The organism is Streptomyces sp. NBC_00210, assembly GCF_045160975.1.
GTDB lineage: Bacteria > Actinomycetota > Actinomycetes > Streptomycetales > Streptomycetaceae > Streptomyces.
The window spans coordinates 2,995,484-3,018,018 of record NZ_CP108120.1; the positions used below are offsets into that span (position 1 = coordinate 2,995,484).

The window sequence follows — 22,535 nt, forward strand, 5'->3', positions numbered from 1 at the left end:
GACGACGATCCGCTCCGCCCGCCGCCCGAACAGGGGCGGTCTTGGCCGCGGAAAGCACCGTCCACTCCAGGTCAGCGGCGTGCGCGCGGCTCGGGCAGATGGTCGAACCCATGCGACGAACTCCCTACTCGATGCTCTGTGACTTCACGTCCCGACATCGGCCACAACAGTGCGCGCCCGCGCCTCATTCCCGTAGGCCCTGTCCGGCCGATCCTGCCGGGCTCGCGTGCCCTGGCACGGCACTCCCCCGTAGCCCTCGCGCCCAGGTCCGCACGGCGTCCGTGATCACTCGGAGGGTCTCCTCCGGCGTGATCCCGGCGCGCTTGGGCACGGCGAAGCCGTGATCTCCGTAAGGGACTTCCACGAGTTCGTACTCCCCCTCCGGGAACTCCTCGGGCTTCCCGAACGGGTCGTTGCCGCCCTGTACGACGAGGGTGGGCACGCCCGCGGCGAGGAGCTCGACCGCGCGGGACTTCTCGGGCCTGCCGGGCGGATGCAGCGGGAAACTCAGCGCGAGCACGCCGACGGCCCCGAGTGCCGTCGCCGTCCGGCAGGCGACCCGGGCCCCGGCACTGCGCCCGCCGGCGACGACGGGCAGCCCGGGCTTCTCCAGTACGGGCCAGACCCCGCGCCAGCCGACATCCAGCGTCTTCGGCGCTGGGGCGACCTTCTTGCCGGCGACCCGCCACGGCTGCTCGACGAGGGCGACGGTGACCCCGTCCGCGGGCAGCGCGTCGGCGATCGCCCGCAGGTCCCGGGCCTCGATCCCGCCTCCGGCCCCATGGCTGAGGGCGAGGACGAGCCGGGCGCGCTTGGCCAGCACCCAGGTGACGCGGGCTTCACCGGCGTCCGTCTCCACGATCTCTGCGTGCTGTGCGTGCTGCGGCTTCTCAACGGGGCTCACGCCTTCATCCTGCCGCGCCGCTGCGGTGGGCGCCGGATGGCAAGGCCGGTCAGCACAGGCGCCGCGGCAAGGCCGGTCAGAACAGCGTGCCCTCCTCCGGTGCCGCCAGTTCCTCCAGCAGCTCCGGCCCGTTGTTCCGCACATTGCTCACGGCCGTCGTCACCGCAAACGCCCTCATCAGCCCCTCCGGCGGCGGCACCAGCAGCGTCCGCAGCTCCTCCAGGTCCGTCCGCGACGGGTCCAGCCACGCGTCCCACCGGTCCGGCGTCAGCATCAGCGGCATCCGCGGGTGGATGTCCGACAGGGACCGCGGCCCGTCGGCCGGCGCCACCCCCAGCGGCCCCTTCTCCGCCTCCGTCGTGATCACCGAACAGGTCACCCACCACGCCTGCGGATGGTCGTCCGGCAGCGTCCGGTCCCGCCAGAACTCGTAGAGTCCCGCCATCGCGAACACCGACCCGTCCGCCGGCGTCACGAAGTAAGGCTGCTTCCGCGGCCGCTTCTTCTTCCCCTCGACCTCCAGCTCCCGCTCGCCGGACCCGGTCACCCACTCGTAATAGCCGTCCGCGGGCAGAATGCAGCGCCGGGAGACGAAGGGCCTGCGGAAGGACGGCTTCTCGTGCACCGTCTCGGCCCGCGCGTTGATCATCCGCGCGCCGCCCTCCGGCGACTTCGCCCACGACGGCACGAGCCCCCACTTCAGCGCCCGCAGCTGGCGAACCGGACGTTGATCGTCAGCGTCTTTCACAGGGCGCTCGAGAATCGCATAGACCTCCTTCGTGGGGGCCACGTTCCAGTCGGGCGCCAGCGTCTCCTCCGGCTCCCACTTCTCGACCTCGAAGACTCCCGCGAGATCCTCGGGCCTACGACTCGCTGCATACCGTCCGCACATGAGTGCCACACTGCCACTTCCGCCCGACGCCTGAGGAGCCGCCCGAGAAATGGTCAGCACCGACCCCGCAACCACCCTCAGCAGCGCCTCCATCGGCGACCTCTGGGACCGCGTCTTCGGCACCCAGCCCGTTCCCGAGAAGTGGCTCGTCATCGCCACCGGCCTGCTCGCCCTCGCCGCCGTGGCCCCCCACCCGATATGGCGGATCTCACGCAACGCCGTCACGATCGCCCACGAGGGCGGCCACGGTCTCGTCGCCCTGCTGACCGGCCGCCGGCTCGACGGCATACGGCTGCACTCGGACACGAGCGGTCTCACCGTCAGCGCGGGCAAGCCCACCGGCCTCGGCATGATCCTGACCGCCGCGGCCGGCTACACCGCGCCCCCGCTGCTCGGCCTCGGCGGTGCATACCTGCTCGCCGCGCACCACATCACGCTGCTCCTCTGGCTGGCCACCGCCCTGCTCATCGCGATGCTGGTGATGATCCGCAATGCCTACGGAGCACTCACCGTGATCGTCACGGGTGCCGCATTCCTCCTCGTCTCCTGGCTGACGGAACCCGCCGTGCAGGCCGGCTTCGCCTACGCCGCCGTCTGGTTCCTGCTGCTCGGCGGCGTACGGCCGGCCTTCGAGCTTCAGTCCAAGCGCCGTCACGGCGGGGCCCCCGACTCGGACGCCGACCAGCTCTCCCGGCTGACCCATGTGCCGCCCGCGATGTGGCTGTTCCTCTTCCACGCCGTGTCGATCTGCTCACTGATCGGCGGCGGCCGCTGGCTGCTCGGCCTCTAGCTCTGCGTCCGTTCGGCCCCCAGGGCCTGCACGCAACCGGCCCCGCCCCACTCATCCGGCCTGATCGACCGGACAGCCCCTAGCTCGGCCGGAAAACGCCCACGATGCTCCGCCGAAGCTCACTACCACCCAATGGTTACGCCCCGATTTCGACGTATTTGATCAAGATCGGGCTCTCCACCGAGCCACTAAAGTGATGGCCATGACCGAAAGCTCCGTGCACCCCGCCCTCTGGCCCGCCCCCTACGCGACCGGGGCCGTCGAAGCGACGGTCACCGTGCCCGGATCCAAATCGGTCACCAACCGTGCACTGGTGCTGGCCTCCCTCGCCGCCGAGCCCGGCTGGCTGCGCCGCCCGCTGCGCTCCCGAGACAGCCTCCTGATGGCGGAGGCCCTGCGCGCGCTCGGCGTCGGCATCGAGGAGACGGTGTCGTCCAGCTCCACCGTCGCGGGAAGCCACGACGGCGAGGGCGAGGCCTGGCGCGTCATCCCCGCCGGCCTGCACGGACCCGCCACGGTTGACGTCGGCAACGCGGGCACGGTGATGCGCTTCATGCCTCCCGTCGCCGCCCTCGCGGACGGCGCCATCCGCTTCGACGGTGACCCCCGCTCGTACGAACGCCCGCTGAACGGCGTGATCGACGCCCTGCGTGTCCTCGGCGCCCGTATCGACGACGACGGACGTGGCGCGCTCCCGATGACCGTGTTCGGCGGCGGCGCACTCGACGGCGGAGCGGTCGAGATCGACGCCTCCTCGTCGTCCCAGTTCGTCTCCGCCCTGCTGCTGTCCGCGCCCCGCTTCAACCAGGGCGTCGAGGTACGGCACATCGGCGGCACGCTCCCCTCCATGCCGCACATCCGGATGACCGTCGACATGCTGCGCGCCGTCGGCGCCCAGGTCGACGAGCCCGAGACCGGCGGCGAGCCCAATGTCTGGCGGGTCTCCCCGTCCGCCCTGCTCGGCCGCGATCTGACCGTCGAGCCCGACCTCTCCAACGCCCAGCCGTTCCTCGCCGCGGCCCTGATCACCGGCGGCCGGGTCACCATCCCCGACTGGCCCGAGCGCACCACCCAGCCCGGTGACGCGCTGCGCGAGATCTTCACCGAGATGGGCGGTTCCTGCGAGCTGACGGATGCCGGACTGATTTTCACCGGAACGGGTCGTATCCACGGCATCGACGTCGACCTCGGCGAGGTCGGCGAGCTGACCCCCGGCATCGCGGCGGTCGCGGCGCTGGCCGACTCCCCCTCCACGCTGCGCGGCGTCGCCCATCTGCGCCTGCACGAGACGGACCGCCTCGCGGCCCTGACCAAGGAGATCAACGAGCTCGGGGGCGATGTCACCGAGACCGACGACGGTCTGCACATCCGCCCGCGCCCGCTGCACGGCGGCATCTTCCACACGTACGACGACCACCGCATGGCCACCGCAGGATCGGTCATCGGCCTGGCCGTCGAGGGCGTACGGATCGAGAACGTGGCGACGACCGCCAAGACCCTGCCCGACTTCCCGCAGATGTGGGCCGGAATGCTCGGGGCCTGACGAGATGCGCCGCTACGGCAAGAACCCCGACGAGGACGACATCCGCGTCCGCCCCAACCGCAAGGGCAACCGCCCCCGGACCAATATCCGCCCCAAGCACGAGGACGCGGTCGAGGGCATGGTCCTGACAGTCGACCGCGGCCGGCTCACCTGTCTTGTCGACGATCGCGTCGTGATGGCGATGAAGGCCCGCGAGCTGGGCCGCAAGGCCGCGGTGGTCGGCGACCGGGTCGGGATCGTCGGCGATCTCTCCGGCGAGAAGGACACCCTCGCCCGCATCGTGCGTATCGAGGAGCGGAAATCCGTCCTGCGGCGGACTGCCGACGACGACGATCCGTACGAGCGCGTGGTCGTCGCCAACGCCGACCAGTTGGCGATCGTGACGGCGCTCGCCGACCCCGAACCCCGCCCGCGCCTGATCGACCGCTGCATCGTCGCGGCGTACGACGGCGGACTCACGCCACTTCTCGTGCTGACCAAGTCGGATCTGGCCTCGCCGGACAAGCTCCTTGACATGTACGGCGCGCTCGGCGTCCCTCATGTGGTCACCACCCGCGACGAGTTCGTGGACGGCGTTGCGGCCGAGCGCGTGCATGAGCACCTCAAGGGTCGTACCACCGCGTTCGTCGGCCACTCCGGCGTCGGCAAGACGACCCTCGTCAACGCCCTCGTACCGAAGGAGCGCCGACGGAGCACCGGCCTGGTCAACGCGGTCACGGGCCGCGGCCGGCACACCACCACATCCGCGCTGGCCCTGCCGCTCAACGACGCCGAAGGCGGCTGGGTGATCGACACTCCGGGCGTGCGTTCCTTCGGTCTGCACCATGTCGATCCGTCCCGGGTGATCCTCGCCTTTCCCGATCTCGTGCCGGGTACGGAGGGCTGTCCGCGGGCGTGCAGTCATGACGAGCCGGACTGCGCGCTGGACGAGTGGGTGGCCAAGGGGCATGCGGATCCGGCGCGGCTGTATTCGCTGCGGCGGCTGCTGGCCACGCGGGAGCGACGCGAAGGCGACTGACTCGCGCACGTTTGCGGTCCCCCCTTGCTGGTAAGTGCATAATCGCACCAAGTGCGACGAAGCAGTCACCGACTGATGCGGGAGGCACAGACCATGGCGTGGCTGCTGGTGGTGGTCGCCGGATTGCTTGAGACGGGGTTCGCCGTCTGCCTCAAGCTCTCGCACGGTTTCACCAGACTCTGGCCGACGATCGCATTCGCCGCTTTCGCCCTCGGCAGCTTCGGACTGCTGACGCTCTCCCTGAAGAAGCTCGACGTCGGTCCCGCGTATGCGGTGTGGACCGGCATCGGCGCGGCGGGCACCGCGATCTACGGAATGGTCTTCCTCGACGACTTGGTCTCCACCCTCAAGATTGTCTCGATCGCGCTGGTGATCATGGGCGTCATCGGTCTGCAGCTGTCGGGCTCATCGCACTGACGGCTCCGGTGACGGCCGTACGCACCAGCTCCCCGACCCCCTCGCCGACGGGCGCGATCACATATGAGAGCGCGAGCCGCACCACCAGCTCGCAACGGTGCGCCAGCTCGGCCGACTCCTCCTTCGTACGACCGCTGTCCCGGCGCCCGTGTTCCAGCGCGGCCACCGCCCGGTCCCTTACGGCCGCGACCAGCTCGCCCGGCGACGGCAGCCCCGCGTCCGCGCGGCGCTGGGCGGGCACCTGGGAGAGCACGGCGTTGCGCCGCGCGGGCCGCGGCGCCGGCAGATGTTCGCTCCAGCAGCCGGTGAGCAGGGCCCGCAGCAGTGGTTTCGCCCGCGCCTCTCCCACGGTCCATTCGGCGACCGAGACCAGCCGGTCCGCGGCTCTCGCCCGCTCGGCCATCAGCCGCTCGACGCCATGCAGGAACGTATCGGCCTCGCGCCGCACGAGCGCGCGGGCGAGGCCGTCCTTGCTGCCGAACTCGTTGTAGAGGGTCTGCCGCGAGACCCCGGCCGCGGACGCGACATCGACCATCCGCACCCCGGACCAGGGCAGTGCGGCGAGCGCCGTGAGAGCGGCGTTCAGCAAGGACTCTCGCGCTGTAGGCATCGTCGCCTCCCAGGCCGTGCGGCTCTCAGGCCGTGCGCCCACCGGGCCGTGCGGCTCTGCGCTCAGAGTTGACGGGCCGCCATCCACTGTCAATAGCAGCGGCGCACAGGGGCGCAGGACGGCCTTACTCAGCCCCGATAGAGTGATGACCATGCCCGACTACCACGACGATCTGCGTCTTGCGCATGTGCTCGCGGACGCCGCCGACGCCGCCACGATGGACCGGTTCAAGGCGCTGGACCTCAAGGTCGAGACCAAGCCGGACATGACTCCGGTGAGCGAGGCCGACAAGGCGGCGGAGGAGCTGATCCGCGGACAGCTCCAGCGGGCGCGCCCGCGCGACGCGATCCTCGGCGAGGAGTACGGCATCGAGGGCACGGGTCCGCGCCGCTGGGTGATCGACCCGATCGACGGCACCAAGAACTATGTGCGCGGGGTACCGGTCTGGGCGACGCTGATCTCGCTGATGGTGCAGGGCGAGGGCGGCTACCAGCCCGTCGTGGGGGTGGTGTCCGCCCCGGCGCTGGGCCGCCGCTGGTGGGCCGCGCAGGGCGGCGGTGCGTACACCGGGCGCAGTCTCAGCTCGGCCAGCCGGCTGCGGGTCTCCAACGTCTCCCGGGTTCAGGATGCCTCCTTCGCGTACTCCTCGCTGAGCGGCTGGGAGGAGCAGGGGCGGCTCGACGGGTTCCTGGATCTGACCCGGGCCTGCTGGCGCACTCGCGGCTATGGCGACTTCTGGCCGTACATGATGGTCGCCGAGGGTTCGGTGGACATCTGCGCCGAGCCGGAGCTCTCGCTGTGGGACATGGCGGCGACGGCAATCGTCGTACAGGAGGCGGGCGGATCCTTCACCGGCCTGGACGGACGGCCGGGTCCGCACAGCGGAAATGCGGCCGCGTCGAACGGTCTGCTCCACGACGAGCTGCTGGGTTATCTCAACCAGCGCTACTGACGTGTGGCCGGTCAACAACTGACGGGCACATACACCCATTTACCCGGCGCGCAACCGACCGTGCGCGCCCTCTTGCTGCCGCCCCCAAGGGCTGCGACTCTGAGAGTCCCCCCACTTGTGAATTTGTGAATCGGTTCCCGAACAACCGATCCGCCAAGGAGGTGGCTCCATCCATGCTCGTCCGTGACGCCATGAGCACGGTGGTCCTCACCATCGGACCCGCACACACACTCCGCCAGGCCGCCCGCCTGATGGCCGCGCGCCGTGTCGGCGCGGCCGTCGTCCTCGACACCGACGCCGGCGGGCTCGGCATTCTGACCGAGCGCGACATCCTGAATTCGGTGGGTACGGGGCAGGACCCCGATCTGGAGACCGCCGGCGCCCACACCACCACCGACGTCGTCTTTGCCGCGCCTTCATGGACCCTGGAGGAGGCCGCGGAGGCCATGACACACGGCGGCTTCCGGCATCTGATCGTGCTCGACGGCGACGGGCCCGTGGGCATCGTCTCCGTACGCGACATCATCCGCTGCTGGGCCCCCGCGAGGCGGCACCCGGCGACGCTCGCCGGCTAGCTCACACAGAACCGGTTGGCAGGCAGGAACCGGGTTTGGCGCGCAGGAACCGGTTTGGCGCGCTTACGAAAGGGCCGGACCCCTCTGGACAGGGATCCGGCCCTCCGTACTACGGCAGGCGTCCGTCAGCCACGCAGGGCCTGGACCGCGGCCTCCAGCCGCTTACCGAAGTCTCCGTCGGCCTGACGGAAGTTGTTGACCGCGCGCTCGGCGATGTCGTCACGCGACACCTTGGAGATGAACCCGGCGAGGTTCTCGACGACCCGGCCCTTCTCGTCCTCGGACATCAGCCGGTAGAGGTTGCCCGCCTGCACGAAGTCGTTGTCCTCTGCGTGCGAGGGGGCCTCGTGGTTGCCGGTCGCGCCGGAGACGGCGGTCGACACCCACAGCGGCTTGTCCGTCTGGAAGGGGCCGCCGAAGCTGTTCGGCTCGTAGTTCTTGGTGCCCTTGTGGCGGCCGTCGTACAGATAGCCGTCACGGCTGTTCGTACGCGCCTCGGTGGCGTGCGGGCGGTTCACCGGCAAGTGGTCGGCGTTGATGCCGACGCGGTAGCGGTGCGCGTCGCCGTACGCGAAGAGACGGCCCTGGAGCATCTTGTCCGGGGACGGACCGATGCCCGGCACGAAGTGCGCGGGGCTGAAGATCGACTGCTCGACCTCGGCGAAGATGTTCTCCGGGTTGCGGTTGAGCTCCAGCTTGCCGATCTCGATCGGCGGGTAGTCCTCGTGCGGCCACACCTTGGTGAGGTCGAACGGGTTGAAGCGGTAGGTCGCCGCCTCGGCCGCCGGCATGAGCTGCACCTGCACGGTCCAGGACGGGAAGTCACCGCGCTCGATGGCCTCGCGCAGATCGCGCTGGTGCGAGTCCGGGTCCTCACCGGCGAGCTTGTTGGCCTCGTCCTGGGTGAGGTTCTTGATGCCCTGGTCGGTCTTGAAGTGGTACTTGACCCAGAAGACCTCGCCGGCCTCGTTGTTCCACTGGTACGTGTGCGAACCGTAGCCGTTCATGTGACGCAGCGTGGCCGGGATGCCGCGGTCGCCGAAGAGCCAGGTCACCTGGTGGGTGCTCTCGGGGCTCAGCCCCCAGAAGTCCCATACGTTGTCAGCCTCCTGGCTGCCCGTGTACGGGTCGCGCTTCTGGGTGTGGATGAAGTCGGGGAACTTGATGGCGTCCTTGATGAAGAACACCGGGGTGTTGTTGCCGACGAGGTCGTAGTTGCCCTCCTCGGTATAGAACTTCAGCGCGAAGCCGCGGGGGTCACGGACGGCGTCGGCGGAGCCGAGGTTGCCCGCCACGGTGGAGAAGCGGAGGAACGTCTCCGTCTGCTTGCCCACCTCGGAGAGGAACTTCGCGCGGGTCCACTGGGACACGTCGCGGGTCAGCGTGAAGGTGCCGTAGGCACCGGCGCCGCGCGCGTGCACGATGCGCTCCGGGATGCGCTCACGGTTGAAGTGCGCGAGCTTCTCCAGCAGCAGCTGGTCCTGGACGAGAACCGGCCCGCCGACGCCAGCGGTCTCGCTGTTCTGGTTGTCGGCGACCGGAGCCCCGGCCTCCGTGGTGAGCGGTCCCTGCGTCACGTGCGCCTCCTGCGTCATTCCAGCAACGTCCTGTCCTTTGGCGTTTTACCGGTCCCGATCCTACAATGGATATTGTCTAAGTCAAGTGAACGTCCAAAGTCACATCCGTTCGGGACCTGGGTTCCACCACTGTTAGGCTTGTCTTTATGAGTGACCTGTTGGAACGACTTCGCGGACGCGGCTGGCGTATGACCGCACAGCGGCGTGTCGTGGCCGAGGTCCTCGACGGCGAACATGTCCACCTGACGGCCGACGAGGTACACGCACGGGCGGTGACGAGGCTGCCGGAGATCTCCCGGGCGACGGTCTACAACACCCTCGGCGAGCTCGTCTCCCTCGGCGAAGTCCTGGAAGTCTCGACGGACCGCCGCGCCAAGCGGTACGACCCGAACGCGCACCAGCCGCATCAGCACCTCGTCTGCGCCCAGTGCGGCGCGATCCGCGACGTGCATCCGGCGGGCAACCCGCTGGCGGACCTCCCGGACTCGGAACGCTTCGGCTTCACGATCTCGGACGTCGAGGTGACGTACCGGGGCACCTGCCCGAACTGCGCGTCGGCGTGACGCACCGAGCCTCGGACGCACTCACGAGCACGCACTGAGCACGCATTGAGCCTCGAAGGGCCCGGCATCTTCTGGATGCCGGGCCCTTCGCGTTACCGCCACTGCGCGCGCGGCGCACACGATCGCAGCGCAGGCGCACACGATCGCTCAGCGCATACGACGAAGGCCCGGATCCTGATGGATCCGGGCCTTCGACTCTGAGTAGCGGGGACAGGATTTGAACCTGCGACCTCTGGGTTATGAGCCCAGCGAGCTACCGAGCTGCTCCACCCCGCGTCGGTGAACACAACACTACGTCACCCCGCCGACCAGCGCAAATCCATATCCGCTACGCCCTGACCAGGCCCTGAGCCGGGCCTCGGGCCGACCCGGAGCTACGCCGTGAGCTCCTGGTGCAGCGCCTCCCGCAGCCGTGCCGCGCGCTCCGCCACCTCCGCAGGACCCAGCTCAACGGCCCGCGCGCACCACCGCTGCCCCTCGGTCAGCTCGCCCCTGCGCGCCGCGAGCAGCGCAAGGCGCAGCGCGGCCCGGCCGTGCCCCGCGCGGGCGGCACGGCTCCACCACAGGGCGGCCTCGCGCTCGTTCCCCTCGCGGGCCAGGAGCAGCCCGAGGTTGAACGCGCCGTTGCGGCTGCCCGCCTCGGCGGCCTCCCGGTACCAGCGGGCGGCGTCGGTCATGTCGCCGCGGGCGGCGGCGAGCATCCCGACCCGTACCTGCGCACGGCGGTGCCCCTGCTCGGCCGCGCGCTCGTACCACTCCTCGCACTCGCTCTTCTCCGCCATCGGCTCGCCGAGCGCCGGCGGCCCCGGCGGCGGCTGGCGGGAGTCGAGCACGGTGCCGAGCCGGAAGGCGGCCTCCGCGCTGCCGCCGCCCGCCGCACAGCGCAGATGGCGCTCCGCGGCCTGCTCGTCGCCGTCCCGGAGCAGCGCGATGCCGACCTGGAGCGCGGCCTCGGTGTGACCGGCGGCCGCCGCCCGCTCGTACCAGCTCAGAGCCGTACGGTCGTCGTCCCTGCCGACGTAGAGGATGCCCAGGTTGAAGGCGGCGTCGACGCTTCCGGCCTCGGCGGCCTTGGAGAACCAGGGCTCGGCGCCGGTCGCGTCGCCGGCCTGCAGAAGCAGCACGGCGAGCGCGTTGGCGGCCTCGCGGTGCCCGGCGTACGCAGCACGTCGGTACCACTGCTCGGCCTGCGGCGTACGGTCCTGCGCGGCGCAGAGCAGCCCCAGGTTGTACGCGCCGTTCACATCGCCCGCGTCCATCGCGGCCCGGTACCAGCGCTCGGCCGTCTGCTGCTGGCCGCGGGCGGCGTGCAGCGCGCCCAGCGCGTTGGCGGCGTTGCCGTCGCCGTCCTGGGCAGCACGCAGCCACCAGACCGCGGCGCTCTCCTCGTCGCCCGTGTCCCGCAGCAGGAAACCGAGCGCGCACGCGGCCCGGGCCTCGCCGTCCTTCGCGGACATGAGGTACCAGCGACCGGCCTCCTTCAGCTCGCCGCGCTTCTCGAGGATCGCGCCGAGGTGCAGCGCTGCCCGCCGATGCCCACGGGCGGCGGCCTGCCGGTACCACTGCGCGGCCTCGTCGAGTACGGACAGCCCACCGCCCTCGGCATCAGCACCCGCGGCGGGCGCAGCCGCGCCCCCGGCAGGGGCACCGGCAGCGCGAGCGATGTCACCGAGAGCAGCGGAGACAGCACGGCGGGGACCGCCGGCCGAAGCAGCGCCGGCCGAAGCAGCGCCGCCCGGGGCGACCCCGCCCGCTCCGGTACCCGACGCGGTGGCCGCGGCCACCGCACCGTCCCGCACCGCCGGCTCCGCGTGGCCCATCACCAGGCCCACGCCCCCGCCCGTGCGGGCCTCCTCCGCCGCCCGGCGCTCCAGTGCGCGGGCGAGCCGGTAAGCCCCCTCACGGTGACCCTGTTCCGCAGCCGCGCGCAGCCAGCGCTCGGCGCCCACATCGCTGCGGTGCTCCAGCAGATCGGCGAGGGCGTAGGCACCCAGCGCATGCCCCTGCTCGGCGGACTGGCGCAGCCAGTACTCCGCGGCGGGCTCGTCGCCGCGCTCACGGAAGTGCCGCCCCAGCGCATGCGCCGCGGCCGCGGAACCGGCGACGGCGGCGATGCGCCACCATCCCGCGGCCTCGTCGGCGTACCCCCGCTGGTGGAGCAGGACACCCAGATTGTTGGCGGCGGCGCGGTCGCCGTCTGCCGTCGCGGCACGCAGATAGGGCTCGGCGCCGTCGAGGTCGCCGCGGCGCAGCAGCAGCGCGCCGAGCACGCTCATCGACGCGGTGTCGCCGCCGTCGGCCGCGCGCCGGTGGCGCGCCTCGGCCCCGGCGGTCTCCACCGAGGTCTCCGCCTGGTCGGCGCCGGCCCCGCGGCCGGCGCTGTCAACGTTGTCAAGGGCGTCCTCAGCAGCGGCACTGGCCGCGTCCATCACGCTTCCGGCATGCCGCTGCACAAACCGCCCTGTCTCCAACAGAGTTGCCCTGTCCCCCATAAATTCCATCGTCGCACCACCTGCAACCCGCGTACACCTGGTATACCGCAGCCAGTGAGGTCACTTCAGCGTTTTGTCGACATGCCCACAGATTGATAAGTCAAACACGCTCAACGCCAACTTGCCGCACGCGGCACGCAGTTCCCACCGGCAGCACATACGCACGAAGAGGGCCCGAATCCTCAAAGGATCCGGGCCCTCTTCATCTTCAGTAGCGGGGACAGGATTTGAACCTGCGACCTCTGGGTTATGAGCCCAGCGAGCTACCGAGCTGCTCCACCCCGCGTCGTTGTGTTGCAACCGTATCACGACGCGGGACGGTGCCTGCCCAGTCCCTTCTCAGTGGCCCTTCAGTGATCCTCGAGTCCCTGCCCCTCAGCCGCCGGGCTTGGCCGTGCCGCTCGGCGGTGTGGACTGCGCCGCGGCGAGCCGCGCCAGCGCCGCGTCCAGGTCCTTCTGGGCCTTGCCGTACGCCTCCCAGTCCTTCGGCTCCTTCGCCAGCGCCGCCTCGGCGTCCTGGTGCGCCTTCAGGACGTCCGCGACGGCGGCCTTGAGCGCGGCATCACCGGTCGCGGGCGGCCTGGTGGTGCCCGGTGGCGGTGTCGTCGTCGGTGGCTGCACGGCGCCGTCCTGCGCGAAGACCGCGTCGAGCGCCTGCGTCAGGTCGTCCTTGAAGACAGGCTTGCCTCCGCCGTAAGCGACGGCGACCTTCTTCAGCAGCGGGTAGTTCGCGCTGCCACCGCGTGCGTACACCGGCTCGATATAGAGGAACCCGCCGTCGAGCGGCACGGTGAGCAGGTTTCCGTACTCGATGTCCGAGTCGGTGCCTCTGAGGTTTCTGACGAACTCGGCGACGTCGTCATTGCCGTTGAGCTCACTCTGCACCTGTTGCGGACCCTGCACGGTCTCGGTGGTTCTCAACAGCCTTATCGTGCCGTACTTGTCGCTGTTGGCATCGGCGTCGACCGCCATGAACGCGCCCAGGTTGGGGCGTCCGGCCGGCGTGAACGTCGTCGTCAGCGAGAACTTCTGCGCCTTGTCCCCGGGCATCTTCAGGCTCAGGTAGTACGGCGGAACCGCGCTGGTGTCCTTGTTCGTCGGGTCGTCCGGCACCTGCCAGGCGTCGGAGCCGCTGTAGAACTGCTCCGGCTCGGTGACGTGGTACCGGGTGAGCAGCTCGCGCTGCACCTTGAACATGTCCTGCGGGTACCGCAGATGGGCCTTCAGCGCCGGCGAGATGTCGCCCTTGGGCTTCACCGTGCCGGGGAACGCCTTCATCCAGGTCTTGAGCACCGGGTCCTCGGTGTCCCACTGGTACAGGTTGACCGTGCCGTCGTACGCGTCGACGGTGGCCTTCACCGAGTTGCGGATGTAGTTGACCTGGTTCTGCTGGGCAACGACCGTGCGCTGATTGGTGGTCAGCGAGTCGGCCGTGGTGTCCCCCAGCGTCGTGCGCGAAGCGTAGGGGTAGCCGTTGGTCGTGGTGTACGCGTCGACGATCCACTGGATCCGGTGGTTGACGACCGCCGGGTAGGCGTCGCCGTCGATGGTCAGCCACGGGGCGACCGCCTCGACGCGCTCCTTGGGCGTGCGGTTGTACAGAATCCTCGAGCCTTCGCCGACGGCTCCCGAGTAGAGAATCTGCGGCTCGCTGAAGGCGACGGCGTAGGCCGCGCGGTTCAGCGGGTTGGAGAGGTTGACGCCGCTCTTGCCCTGGTAGCTCGTGTACTTGGTGGGCCCGACGCTCGCCTCGTAGTCGAGCTCCTTCTGCGGGCCGCCGACGATCGAGTACTGCTCGGTCTTCTCGCCGTAGTAGATCCGCTGCTCGTACTTGGGGAGCGCGCCGCTGGTCGGCATCCCGGACTCGGTGAAGTCGGGCGAGCCGACAGTGCCCTTGTCCGGGTCGGTGATGGCGCTCGTACCCTTGGCCGCGATCGCACCATAGCCATGGGTGTAGGTGAAGTGGTCATTGATCCAGTTGCGCTTCTGGATGCCCTTGATGTTGAGCTCGCGCAGACCGATGACCGTGTCCTGCGGCTTGTTGTCGAGACCGGTGTACCGGTCCACGTCGAGAGTCGCGGGGAACTGGTAGTACTTACGCTCCTGCTGGAGCTGCTGGAAAGCGGGCGAGACGACATTCGAGTCGACAAGTCGATAGCTGGCCGCCGAGGGAGCCGCCGCGCGCTGCTGGGCCTTGCGCTTGGTGTCGCCCTTGCCGGAGTAGTCCTCCGGGGTGGCCTTGTCGATGCCGTACGCATGACGCGTGGCCTCGATGTTCTTCTTGATGTACGGGCTTTCCTTGGCCTGCTCGTTCGGCTGGACCTGGAACTTCTGCACGATCGCCGGGTAGAGACCGCCGATGAGAATCGCCGACAGGACCATCAGCCCGAAGCCGATCACGGGCAGCTGCCAGGTGCGGCGCCAGAGCGTCGCGAAGAACAGCACCGCGCAGATGACGGCAATGCAGAAGAGGATCGTCTTCGCCGGGAGGTACGCGTTGGCGTCGACGTACCTCAGGCCCGTCCAGTTGCCGGTGGCCTTGAAGTCGCTGGACTTCACCGCGAGGCCGTACCGGTCGAGCCAGTACGCCACGGCCTTGAGCGAGACGAAGAAGCCGAGCAGCACCGACAGGTGGCCGGTGGCCGCGCCGGTCGCGCGCGGGCCGGGGCTGGTGATCCGCAGCCCGCCGTACAGATAGTGCGTGAGGGCGGCGACGATCAGGGAAAGCACTGCGGCAGCGAAGCCGAAGCCGAGCAGGAAGCGGTACCAGGGCAGGTCGAAGGCATAGAACGACACGTCCATCTGGAACTGCGGGTCCTTCTGACCGAAGGACACGCCGTTGACCCACATCAGCCAGGTCCGCCACTGGCTGGTGGCGGAGGCGCCGGCGATCAGCCCGACCAGAGCGGTGATCGCGAGGAGCACCCACTTCTTGTACGGGGCGATGCCCATCCGGTACCGGTCAAGGCTCTGCTGCTCCAGCGACATGGCGCTGAGCGGCGGGCGCAGCCGGTGCGCCAGCCAGATGTTCACGCCGACAGCAGTGGCCATCAGCAGCCCGAAGACGGCGAACAGGCCGATCTTCGTCCACAGCGTGGTGGTGAAGACGGAGGAGTAGTGGACGGATCGGTACCAGAGCCAGTCGGTCCAGAACCCCGCGAACATGACGAACGCCATGGCCAGCACGGCCAGCACGCCCAGTGTCATGAGCAGGGTGCGGACACGCCGGGACGGCCGGCCCACTCTGATCCGTGGCCCGGTCGGGCCTCCGCCGCGGTCCGGCATCTGGAAAGCCAACGTGCGCACCTCGAAGTTCGCGGTCGTGTGAAACGGGCCCCGCGATCGTAGAGCCCACTACTGCAACTTACTGAGGCTTTACCTAGTTCCCGTCTTGGGGTCGGAAGGAGGCAGGATATTGAGCATGTCCAACGTTTCTTCTTCCGGCCCTCCCATGGCCGCGAGCCCACTGACCCGCGCGGTGCTCGAAATCGACGAGTACGCGTCCGGGCTCGGCTGGGACCAGCCGGCCAGGCTCTTCGCGCTCGTCGACACCGCACAACTACGCACCCAGGAGCCGGGTCTCGCGGCCCAGCTCGGCCTCGACGGCGACGAGGCGGGCGCGCCGCTGACCCCGATCGAGCAGGACGAGATCCCGTCCGGCACCCCGCTGGACGAGTTCCTGGCGACGATCGCCTGGCCGGACGCGGTCTCGGGCTGCGCCCTGACGGTGGAGCGCCAGATGCTCCCGCCCTCGGCAGAGGCCTCGGTCCCCGCCGGCCTCTCCGGCAAGGCCCTCACCAAGTGGGTCGCGTCCCACCCGGACCGCCAGGAGGTCCGCATGACGGTCGCGGTCCTCCGCGACGGCACCCGTGAATCGGCCCTGCGCCTGCGCGAAAAGGACTCCCCGACGGAGGTCCTCACGGGCGGCTCCCTGGTCCCGGGCCTGGCAGAGGCACTCTCGGCAACGTTCGAGGGGTAGCCGCGACGTCGTACGGCACCGCTGTACCCGGTCGCAAGGGACCGGGTACAGCGGTGCGCTGTGGGGTGGCCCGGCCGCAGCTGCGAGCAGTGCGGGCGAGCGCGGGCCGCGGCGCCCAGAGGTGGCCCGAGCCACGCCCGGCTCCAGCACGAAGCGCGCTGCCTGGCCCGGGGCAGGCACGCCCACGGTGCGTGCGCGTTCGTCTGGCGGGCCATTGGACGAGGGGCGGCAGCTTCGACCGCGAGGGGCAACGCGGGCCGTGAAGGCGCGAAGCGCCGAGTGGGACGAACGGGCGTTACACCCGACAGAACCCCGAAGCGCCTACGGGATGAAATGACGGCAGCCTCAACCGCAAAGGGCACGGCCCGCAGCATCACGAACCCGCGAGGGCGGAGGCTCGGGTGCCGAACCCACAGCGCGGGGGGGGGCGCAGCCTCGCGGAGCGGGGCCCCGCGCGAGCGCAGCTCCGCGCCACGGGGGCCTGGGGCACCCCGTGCCCCAGAAAACAGGGCGGGCGGACGGAAAAGCCCGCACCCGCCCACGGCAGCCCGAAGCGACGCCGGCCAGGTGCTGCGTGAAACGCCGAGCGGGTACGGCGCGAAGCGCCGGCCGGGCCCCGAGCAGCGACCTCCGCCTCGCAGGGGGCGGGCAGCCGAACGCGCTCGCAGGGGGTCTGGGGGGCCTCCCCCAGTTCGGGAAGGGGCGGGTCAGGGGAAACCCCCGCCGTCAGCCCGTACCGCAGCCCAACAACCCCGCCGTATCCCCCGACCTGATCTTCTCCAGCGACTTCGCCGCATCGTCGATCGTGTTCACCTTCACCAGCGTCAGCCCCTTCGGAATGTCCGACGCCGCCGCCGCGCAGTTCTCACTCGGCGTCAGGAAGTACTTCGCCCCCGCATTCCGCGCCCCCACCAGCTTCATCTCGATCCCCCCGATCGGACCGACCTTCCCCTTGTCGTCGATCGTGCCCGTGCCCGCCACGAACTTCCCGCCCGTGAGGTTCCCCGGCATCAACTTGTCGACGATCCCGAGGGCGAACATCAGGCCGGCACTCGGACCCCCGACATCCGCCAGGTTGATGTCGATGCCGAACGGGAAGGTGTGGTCCGTCCCGGCCTGGATGCCGACGATCGCCCGGTTGTCCTTGTCCGCCTTCACCGTGGTGATCGTGACCTTCTCGGTGCCCGAAGGCTCCTTGCCCGCCTTCTCCGCGGCGGCCGCATCCTTCGCAGGGACGATCGTGAAGACGACGTTCTGCCCGGGCTTGTGCTTCACGACCAGCTTCGCGACATCCGCGGGCTCCTTCACCGCCGTGCCGTCCACCGCCCGGATCACATCGCCCGCGTGCAGCCGGTTCTCGGCGGGCGTGTCCTTGAGGACCGTGGAGACGACCACCCGCGTCTTCACCGGGATCTTCAGCTGCTGCAGCGCCGCGACCTTCGCGCTCTCCTGCGACTGGGTGAACTCTTCCGCGTTCTCCTGCGTCGACTGCTCTTCCGTCTTGCCGCCCGGGTAGAGCGTGTCGTGCGGCACCACCACGTTGTCGTGGGCCAGCCAGCCGTAGACCGCCTCGACGAGGTTCATTTTGTAGTCCGCGCCCGTGACCCTGACCGTCGTCATATTGAGGTGACCGGTCGTCGGGTAGGTCTTGCGGCCGGAGATCTGCAGGACCGGTTCACCACCGGCCGCGCCGAGGGTGTTGACCGTAGGTCCGGGCGACATCTCCGAATACGGCACTGTGATGAACACCCCTGCGCAGAGCAGCGCAATAAAGATCAGCGTGGAGGCGAGCATCGTCGCGGTGCGGCGTGGCATGGAACGACAGTACGGGACGGGTCTGTCAGAGGACCGTCGGGGCCGGTTCGTACGGGCGACTTGGCAGCTGCGTACGGTCCCCGGCCGGAGCACACTCGGATCAGCCGGGTCACACCCGGGTCATACGGCGTCGGTACCGGAGCCCGCCTTCTCCATCGCATCGCGGAACCGCGCATAGCCGGCAAGCTCGGCCACATCCCCGGTCGTCCGGTTCCGTGAGGCCCAACTGCCCCATATCGCGGCACCGACGGCAGCGAAAAGCGGAATGAGGAGCCAAGCGAGTGCCGCCATCCCGGCCTCCTTACACCATGAGCATGCGGAACTGAGTGATCAACAGATTAGTGTCTGCAAGTTCAACGCTCATGGCAGGGGTGCGGTTACGCAAACCGGGGCGGTTGGCAGCCGTCCGGGTTTCAGCGCCAGCGACGGCCCTATGCGCCGACCCACTCTTCCGTCCCGTCGGAGAACTTCTGATGCTTCCAGATCGGCACCTCGTGCTTGAGGTCGTCGATCAGCTTCCGGCACGCTTCGAAGGCCTCCCCGCGGTGCGGGCAGGACACGGCGACGACAACCGCCAGATCGCCGACCTCCAAGTCACCCACACGGTGGACGGCGGCAAGCGCCCGCACGGGGAACTCCGCCGTGATCTTCTCGGCAATGCGGCGCATCTCGGCCTCGGCCGAGGGATGGCAGGAGTACCCGAGCGTGTCGACATCCGCCCCGCCGTCGTGATTGCGCACGGTGCCGACGAAGAGCGCGGTGCCTCCTGTCGCGTCGTCGCCGACAGCCGTGAAGACCTCGTCGACGGAGAGCGGGGTCTTACGGATCGCGAGCAGCCGGATGGGGTCCTTCGCCGCCTGCTCGCCGGGGTGGTCGTACCTGCTTGCCATGCCATCCATCGTGCCGTACGCCACTGACATCGCGGAATAGCGGATTCGACCGGCCGCCGGGGCAGCGCGTTGGAGCCTCCTACAGTCGGCTCCCGGTCGGCTCCCGGACGACCGCCTACAGACGGCGCCGCGCCTTGCGCGCACGCCGCACCAGCGCGGCCGTACCGAGCAGCGCCACCGTCGCACCCGCGGCGCCCGCCGCCGTCGCGTCCTTGCGGCCGAGACGGCGGCCCGCGACGGTGTGGCGCCCCTCCACCTCCTCCAGCAGCGCGGCCAGGACCTCCTCGTTGGTCCACTGCGGACGCCAGCCCGCGTCGTGGAGCCGGCTCACGCTGACCACCCAGGGGTGCATCGTGTAGGCGAGGTCCCCTGCCGGGGACGGGGTGAGACCGATCCGGTGGAGCCTGGCCGCCGCGCCGAGGGCGACCGCCGAGGGCAGCTCCATCCGCCGGATGCCACTGAGCTCCTCGACCTCCTCCTGCTCCAGCCAGCCGTCACAGCCAACCGCCAGCTCGCCCTCGACCTTCTCCAGGGCGGCGTACTCCAGCGCGCTCACCAGGTCCTCGACATGGCAGAACTGCCAGGTCGGACGGGATCCGGCGACCACCAGCAGACGCGGCGACTCGAAGTAGCGGGTCAGTGCGGTGTCAGTACCGCCCACCAGGACGGCGGGTCTTACCACCGTGACGTTGAGCCCCGGGTGCGCACGCGGCCCACGTCGGCCCAGGCGCTCGATCTCCAGCAGGTCGCCGACGCCCGTGGCCTCGGCGGTGGCGCGCAGCTCCGCGTCCTCGGAAAGCGGGATGTCGTTGTCGGGCAGGGCCCCGTAGACCATCGCGGAGGTGCACAGGACGACCCTGTGCACACCGGCGGCCGCGGCCGCGGTCAGCACGGTCTGCGTGCCGCGCACGTTGTAGGCGGTACGGGCGGCGGAGTCGGTCTCCAGGTCGAGGTCGAGCGCCAGGTGCACCACCACGTCGGCGCCGCGCAGCTTCTCGGCGATCGCCGGGTCGCGTACGTCGAGAACGTGCCACTGCGCTTCGGAGACCTCACCCCGGCGCTCGTCGATCGCGATGACCCGCTTGATCTCCGCGGATGCGGTCAGCCGTCGGGTGAGCAGGTCGCCGACGCCGGTGGCGGCTCCGGTGACCGCGACGACGGGACCACGGCCTGCCGACCCGCGGCCTGCGGTCTGGGTTGAGCGGTTTCGCGCTGCGCGAACCTGCGGATCTGGGGAACTCACCAGGCGTCTCCAGCGGTTGTCTTCAGTACGTGAGCGAATGACGCGTACGTACCAGGTGGCGTCCATCCTGCCGCAGGCCAGGAGTCGGCGGAGCATCGAGCCCATATGCGGCCCGGATGTCGAGGCCACTCCGGCAGACCCGCAGCCGCTTAGGCTGGTGGTGTTGTCGGGCATTCGCCGCCGGCAGGAAGCCGGCGGCCCTACGAGCCGAGGAACCCCGTGAGTGACACCCCATTCGGATTCGGCCTTCCGCCGGAGGAGCCGGAGAACGGCGACGAGGGCAAGAAGAAGGATCCCGCCGGCGGTGGCCAGGGCGCAGACGGGCCCTCCCCGGCGAATCCCTTCGGTTTCGGCTCCGGGCAGGGCGCGGACAATCCGTTCGCCGCGATGTTCGGCTCCCTGAACCCGAACGACCTGGGCGCGGCATTCCAGCAGCTCGGCCAGATGCTGAGCTTCGAGGGCGGCCCGGTGAACTGGGACATGGCCAAGCAGATCGCGCGCCAGACGGTCTCCCAGGGCACCCCGGACGGCGCGAAGGACGAGAGCGTCGGCCCGGCCGAGCGGACGGCGGTCGAGGAGGCCGTGCGCCTGGCCGACCTGTGGCTGGACGGCGCGACCTCACTGCCCTCCGGCGCGAACACCGCCGTGGCGTGGAGCCGCGCCGAGTGGGTCGAGGCGACCCTGCCCGCGTGGCAGCAGCTCGTAGACCCGGTCGCTGAGCGGGTCGGCCTGGCCATGGGCGATGTGCTGCCCGAGGAGATGCAGGCGATGGCGGGCCCGCTGATCGGCATGATGCGCTCCATGGGCGGTGCGATGTTCGGCCAGCAGATCGGACAGGCCGTGGGCGCGCTCGCGGGCGAGGTGGTCGGCTCGACCGACATCGGCCTGCCGCTCGGCCCTGCGGGCAAGGCCGCGCTGCTGCCGCTGAACATCGAGTCCTTCGGTAAGGACCTCGGTGTGCCGAAGGAGGAGGTGCGGCTGTATCTCGCCCTGCGCGAGGCCGCCCACCAGCGGCTCTTCGCGCATGTGCCGTGGCTGCGCTCGCATCTGTTCGGCGCGGTGGAGAGTTACGCGCGCGGGATCAAGGTCGACACCAGCAAGCTGGAGGACGTGGTCGGCCAGCTCGACCCCACGCACCCCGAGCAGCTGCAGGAGGCGCTCCAGCAGGGCATGTTCCAGCCGGAGGACACCCCGGCGCAGAAGGCGGCGCTGGCCCGCCTGGAGACCGCCCTCGCGCTGGTCGAGGGCTGGGTGGACGCGGTTGTGCACGAGGCCGCGTCGACCCGGCTGACCTCGGCGGACCGTCTGCGCGAGACGCTGCGCAGGCGGCGTGCCTCGGGCGGGCCCGCCGAGCAGACCTTCGCGACGCTGATCGGTCTCCAGCTGCGGCCGCGACGGCTGCGGGACGCATCCCGGCTGTGGGCCTCCCTCACGGATGCGCGGGGCGTGGACGGGCGGGACGGCCTGTGGGAGCACCCGGACATGCTGCCGACGGCCACGGATCTGGACGACCCGGACGGCTTCGTCCACCGCGAGCAGCTCGACTTCTCCGAGCTGGACAAGATGCTCGGTGAGGCGGCAGGTGGCGGGAAACCGAAGCTCGACAAGGGCGACAAGGCCGACGAAAGCGACAGGGACGAGAAGGACGACACCGACAAGTGAGCCTGCACGACAACGCCGTTCTCGTACTGAAGAGCTACGAGGATCAGGAGGAGCTGCGGCAGCTTTATCTGGACCATCTGACGGCGCACCCGGACGGTATGTGGAAGTCCTGTGAGACCGGGCATGTCACGGCGAGCGCCCTGGTCATCGACCCGGTGCGCGCTCGGGTGCTGCTGACGCTGCACAAGAAGCTGGGCATGTGGCTGCAGATGGGCGGCCACTGCGAGCCCGGTGACGCGACCCTCGCGGATGCCGCGCTGCGGGAGGCGACGGAGGAGTCCGGGATCGGCGGGCTGACCCTGCTGCCCGGTGGTCCGGTGCGCCTTGACCGGCATGCGATTCCGGCGCCCTGCAACTGGCATCTCGATGTGCAGTACGCGGCGCTTGCTCCGGCCGGGGCGGTCGCGGAGATCAGCGACGAGTCGCTCGATCTGCGCTGGTTCGCGTACGACGAGGTGGCGGGCGTGGCCGACGAGTCGGTCGTACGACTCCTCGATCGCACCCGCTCGGCGCTCTCGGCGCTGTAGCCACGACATGAAGTAAGGGGCGGCCTCAATGGAGGCCGCCCCTTACTGGTGCACCGTGTTACTCGTACACCCTGGTTACTCGTACA

At 69.9% G+C, this 22,535-nt stretch carries 20 protein-coding genes and 2 tRNA genes; 10 read left to right on the forward strand and 12 right to left on the reverse strand.

Translation table 11 applies throughout. The annotated features are described in order from the left end of the window. Positions 1–184 precede the first annotated feature (184 nt). Both OG729_RS13395 and OG729_RS13400 read right to left on the reverse strand, forming a co-directional pair. Positions 185–904, reverse strand: coding sequence for an alpha/beta family hydrolase (locus OG729_RS13395; protein ID WP_405806202.1), 720 nt, complete (start codon positions 902–904; stop codon positions 185–187). Positions 905–980: 76 nt separating this feature from the next. Continuing rightward, a complete protein-coding gene (locus OG729_RS13400; RefSeq protein ID WP_405806203.1) occupies positions 981–1,796 on the reverse strand; it encodes an SOS response-associated peptidase in 816 nt (271 codons plus the stop codon). A gap of 49 nt (positions 1,797–1,845) precedes the next feature. Between OG729_RS13400 and OG729_RS13405 the strand changes: the two genes are divergently transcribed. The 4 genes from OG729_RS13405 to OG729_RS13420 all read left to right on the forward strand — a co-directional run bounded on the left by OG729_RS13405 (position 1,846) and on the right by OG729_RS13420 (position 5,564). Continuing rightward, on the forward strand, positions 1,846–2,586 hold the full coding sequence (locus OG729_RS13405; RefSeq protein ID WP_360873452.1) for a M50 family metallopeptidase: 741 nt from the start codon (positions 1,846–1,848) through the stop codon (positions 2,584–2,586). Between the two features lie 202 nt (positions 2,587–2,788). Continuing rightward, positions 2,789–4,129 (forward strand): 3-phosphoshikimate 1-carboxyvinyltransferase, encoded by a 1,341-nt coding sequence (aroA, locus tag OG729_RS13410; RefSeq protein ID WP_360873455.1) that lies wholly within the window; start codon positions 2,789–2,791, stop codon positions 4,127–4,129. Between the two features lie 4 nt (positions 4,130–4,133). Further along, positions 4,134–5,147, forward strand: a complete 1,014-nt coding sequence (gene rsgA / locus OG729_RS13415; RefSeq protein ID WP_405806205.1) for a ribosome small subunit-dependent GTPase A — start codon at positions 4,134–4,136, stop codon at positions 5,145–5,147. 93 nt (positions 5,148–5,240) lie between these two features. Continuing rightward, positions 5,241–5,564, forward strand: a complete 324-nt coding sequence (locus OG729_RS13420) for a multidrug efflux SMR transporter (RefSeq protein ID WP_360873691.1) — start codon at positions 5,241–5,243, stop codon at positions 5,562–5,564. Here the strand turns inward: OG729_RS13420 and OG729_RS13425 are convergent. Then, positions 5,530–6,174, reverse strand: coding sequence for a TetR/AcrR family transcriptional regulator (locus tag OG729_RS13425; protein ID WP_360873461.1), 645 nt, complete (start codon positions 6,172–6,174; stop codon positions 5,530–5,532). The two genes, OG729_RS13420 and OG729_RS13425, sit on opposite strands and share 35 nt — an antisense overlap. A gap of 151 nt (positions 6,175–6,325) precedes the next feature. Here OG729_RS13425 and hisN point away from each other — a divergent pair, with 151 nt between their 5' ends. Both hisN and OG729_RS13435 read left to right on the forward strand, forming a co-directional pair. After that, complete coding sequence (gene hisN / locus OG729_RS13430) at positions 6,326–7,126, forward strand: histidinol-phosphatase (protein WP_360873464.1); 801 nt, start codon at positions 6,326–6,328, stop codon at positions 7,124–7,126. 173 nt (positions 7,127–7,299) lie between these two features. Next, positions 7,300–7,701, forward strand: a complete 402-nt coding sequence (locus OG729_RS13435; protein ID WP_360873467.1) for a CBS domain-containing protein — start codon at positions 7,300–7,302, stop codon at positions 7,699–7,701. 125 nt (positions 7,702–7,826) lie between these two features. On the opposite strand, the gene OG729_RS13440 is transcribed toward OG729_RS13435, so the two are convergent. Then, positions 7,827–9,296, reverse strand: a complete 1,470-nt coding sequence (locus tag OG729_RS13440; RefSeq protein WP_405806209.1) for a catalase — start codon at positions 9,294–9,296, stop codon at positions 7,827–7,829. Between the two features lie 128 nt (positions 9,297–9,424). On the opposite strand from OG729_RS13440, the gene OG729_RS13445 reads away from it, so the two are divergent. Next, on the forward strand, positions 9,425–9,841 hold the full coding sequence (locus OG729_RS13445) for a Fur family transcriptional regulator (protein ID WP_360873472.1): 417 nt from the start codon (positions 9,425–9,427) through the stop codon (positions 9,839–9,841). A 202-nt stretch (positions 9,842–10,043) separates the two neighbouring features. Here OG729_RS13445 and OG729_RS13450 read toward each other — a convergent pair. The 4 genes from OG729_RS13450 to OG729_RS13465 form a co-directional block, all read right to left on the reverse strand. Then, a tRNA-Met gene (locus OG729_RS13450) sits at positions 10,044–10,117 on the reverse strand. Between the two features lie 98 nt (positions 10,118–10,215). Continuing rightward, positions 10,216–12,270 carry a sel1 repeat family protein gene (locus OG729_RS13455; RefSeq protein ID WP_405806211.1) on the reverse strand — a complete coding sequence of 685 codons (2,055 nt, stop codon included), beginning with the start codon at positions 12,268–12,270 and terminating at the stop codon, positions 10,216–10,218. A gap of 275 nt (positions 12,271–12,545) precedes the next feature. Next, positions 12,546–12,619 (reverse strand) — tRNA-Met (locus OG729_RS13460). Between the two features lie 89 nt (positions 12,620–12,708). Next, positions 12,709–15,618, reverse strand: coding sequence for a UPF0182 family protein (locus OG729_RS13465; protein ID WP_360873693.1), 2,910 nt, complete (start codon positions 15,616–15,618; stop codon positions 12,709–12,711). Between the two features lie 136 nt (positions 15,619–15,754). Here OG729_RS13465 and OG729_RS13470 point away from each other — a divergent pair, with 136 nt between their 5' ends. Next, entirely contained in the window at positions 15,755–16,312 is a 558-nt protein-coding gene (locus OG729_RS13470; protein ID WP_360873478.1) for a PPA1309 family protein, read from the forward strand. Between the two features lie 726 nt (positions 16,313–17,038). Here the strand turns inward: OG729_RS13470 and OG729_RS13475 are convergent. The 4 genes from OG729_RS13475 to OG729_RS13490 form a co-directional block, all read right to left on the reverse strand. Further along, positions 17,039–18,127 carry a PDZ domain-containing protein gene (locus OG729_RS13475; protein ID WP_405806213.1) on the reverse strand — a complete coding sequence of 363 codons (1,089 nt, stop codon included), beginning with the start codon at positions 18,125–18,127 and terminating at the stop codon, positions 17,039–17,041. A gap of 120 nt (positions 18,128–18,247) precedes the next feature. Further along, positions 18,248–18,418, reverse strand: coding sequence for a hypothetical protein (locus OG729_RS13480; RefSeq protein ID WP_360873484.1), 171 nt, complete (start codon positions 18,416–18,418; stop codon positions 18,248–18,250). 140 nt (positions 18,419–18,558) lie between these two features. Continuing rightward, on the reverse strand, positions 18,559–19,017 hold the full coding sequence (locus tag OG729_RS13485) for a molybdenum cofactor biosynthesis protein MoaE (RefSeq protein ID WP_360873487.1): 459 nt from the start codon (positions 19,015–19,017) through the stop codon (positions 18,559–18,561). 115 nt (positions 19,018–19,132) lie between these two features. Next, positions 19,133–20,260, reverse strand: coding sequence for an SDR family oxidoreductase (locus tag OG729_RS13490; protein ID WP_360873490.1), 1,128 nt, complete (start codon positions 20,258–20,260; stop codon positions 19,133–19,135). Positions 20,261–20,479: 219 nt separating this feature from the next. Here OG729_RS13490 and OG729_RS13495 point away from each other — a divergent pair, with 219 nt between their 5' ends. Continuing rightward, a complete protein-coding gene (locus OG729_RS13495; protein ID WP_405806216.1) occupies positions 20,480–21,922 on the forward strand; it encodes a zinc-dependent metalloprotease in 1,443 nt (480 codons plus the stop codon). Next, a complete protein-coding gene (locus tag OG729_RS13500; RefSeq protein ID WP_405806218.1) occupies positions 21,919–22,449 on the forward strand; it encodes an NUDIX hydrolase in 531 nt (176 codons plus the stop codon). The genes OG729_RS13495 and OG729_RS13500 overlap by 4 nt, the downstream gene beginning before the upstream one ends. The last annotated feature ends 86 nt before the right edge of the window (positions 22,450–22,535 follow it).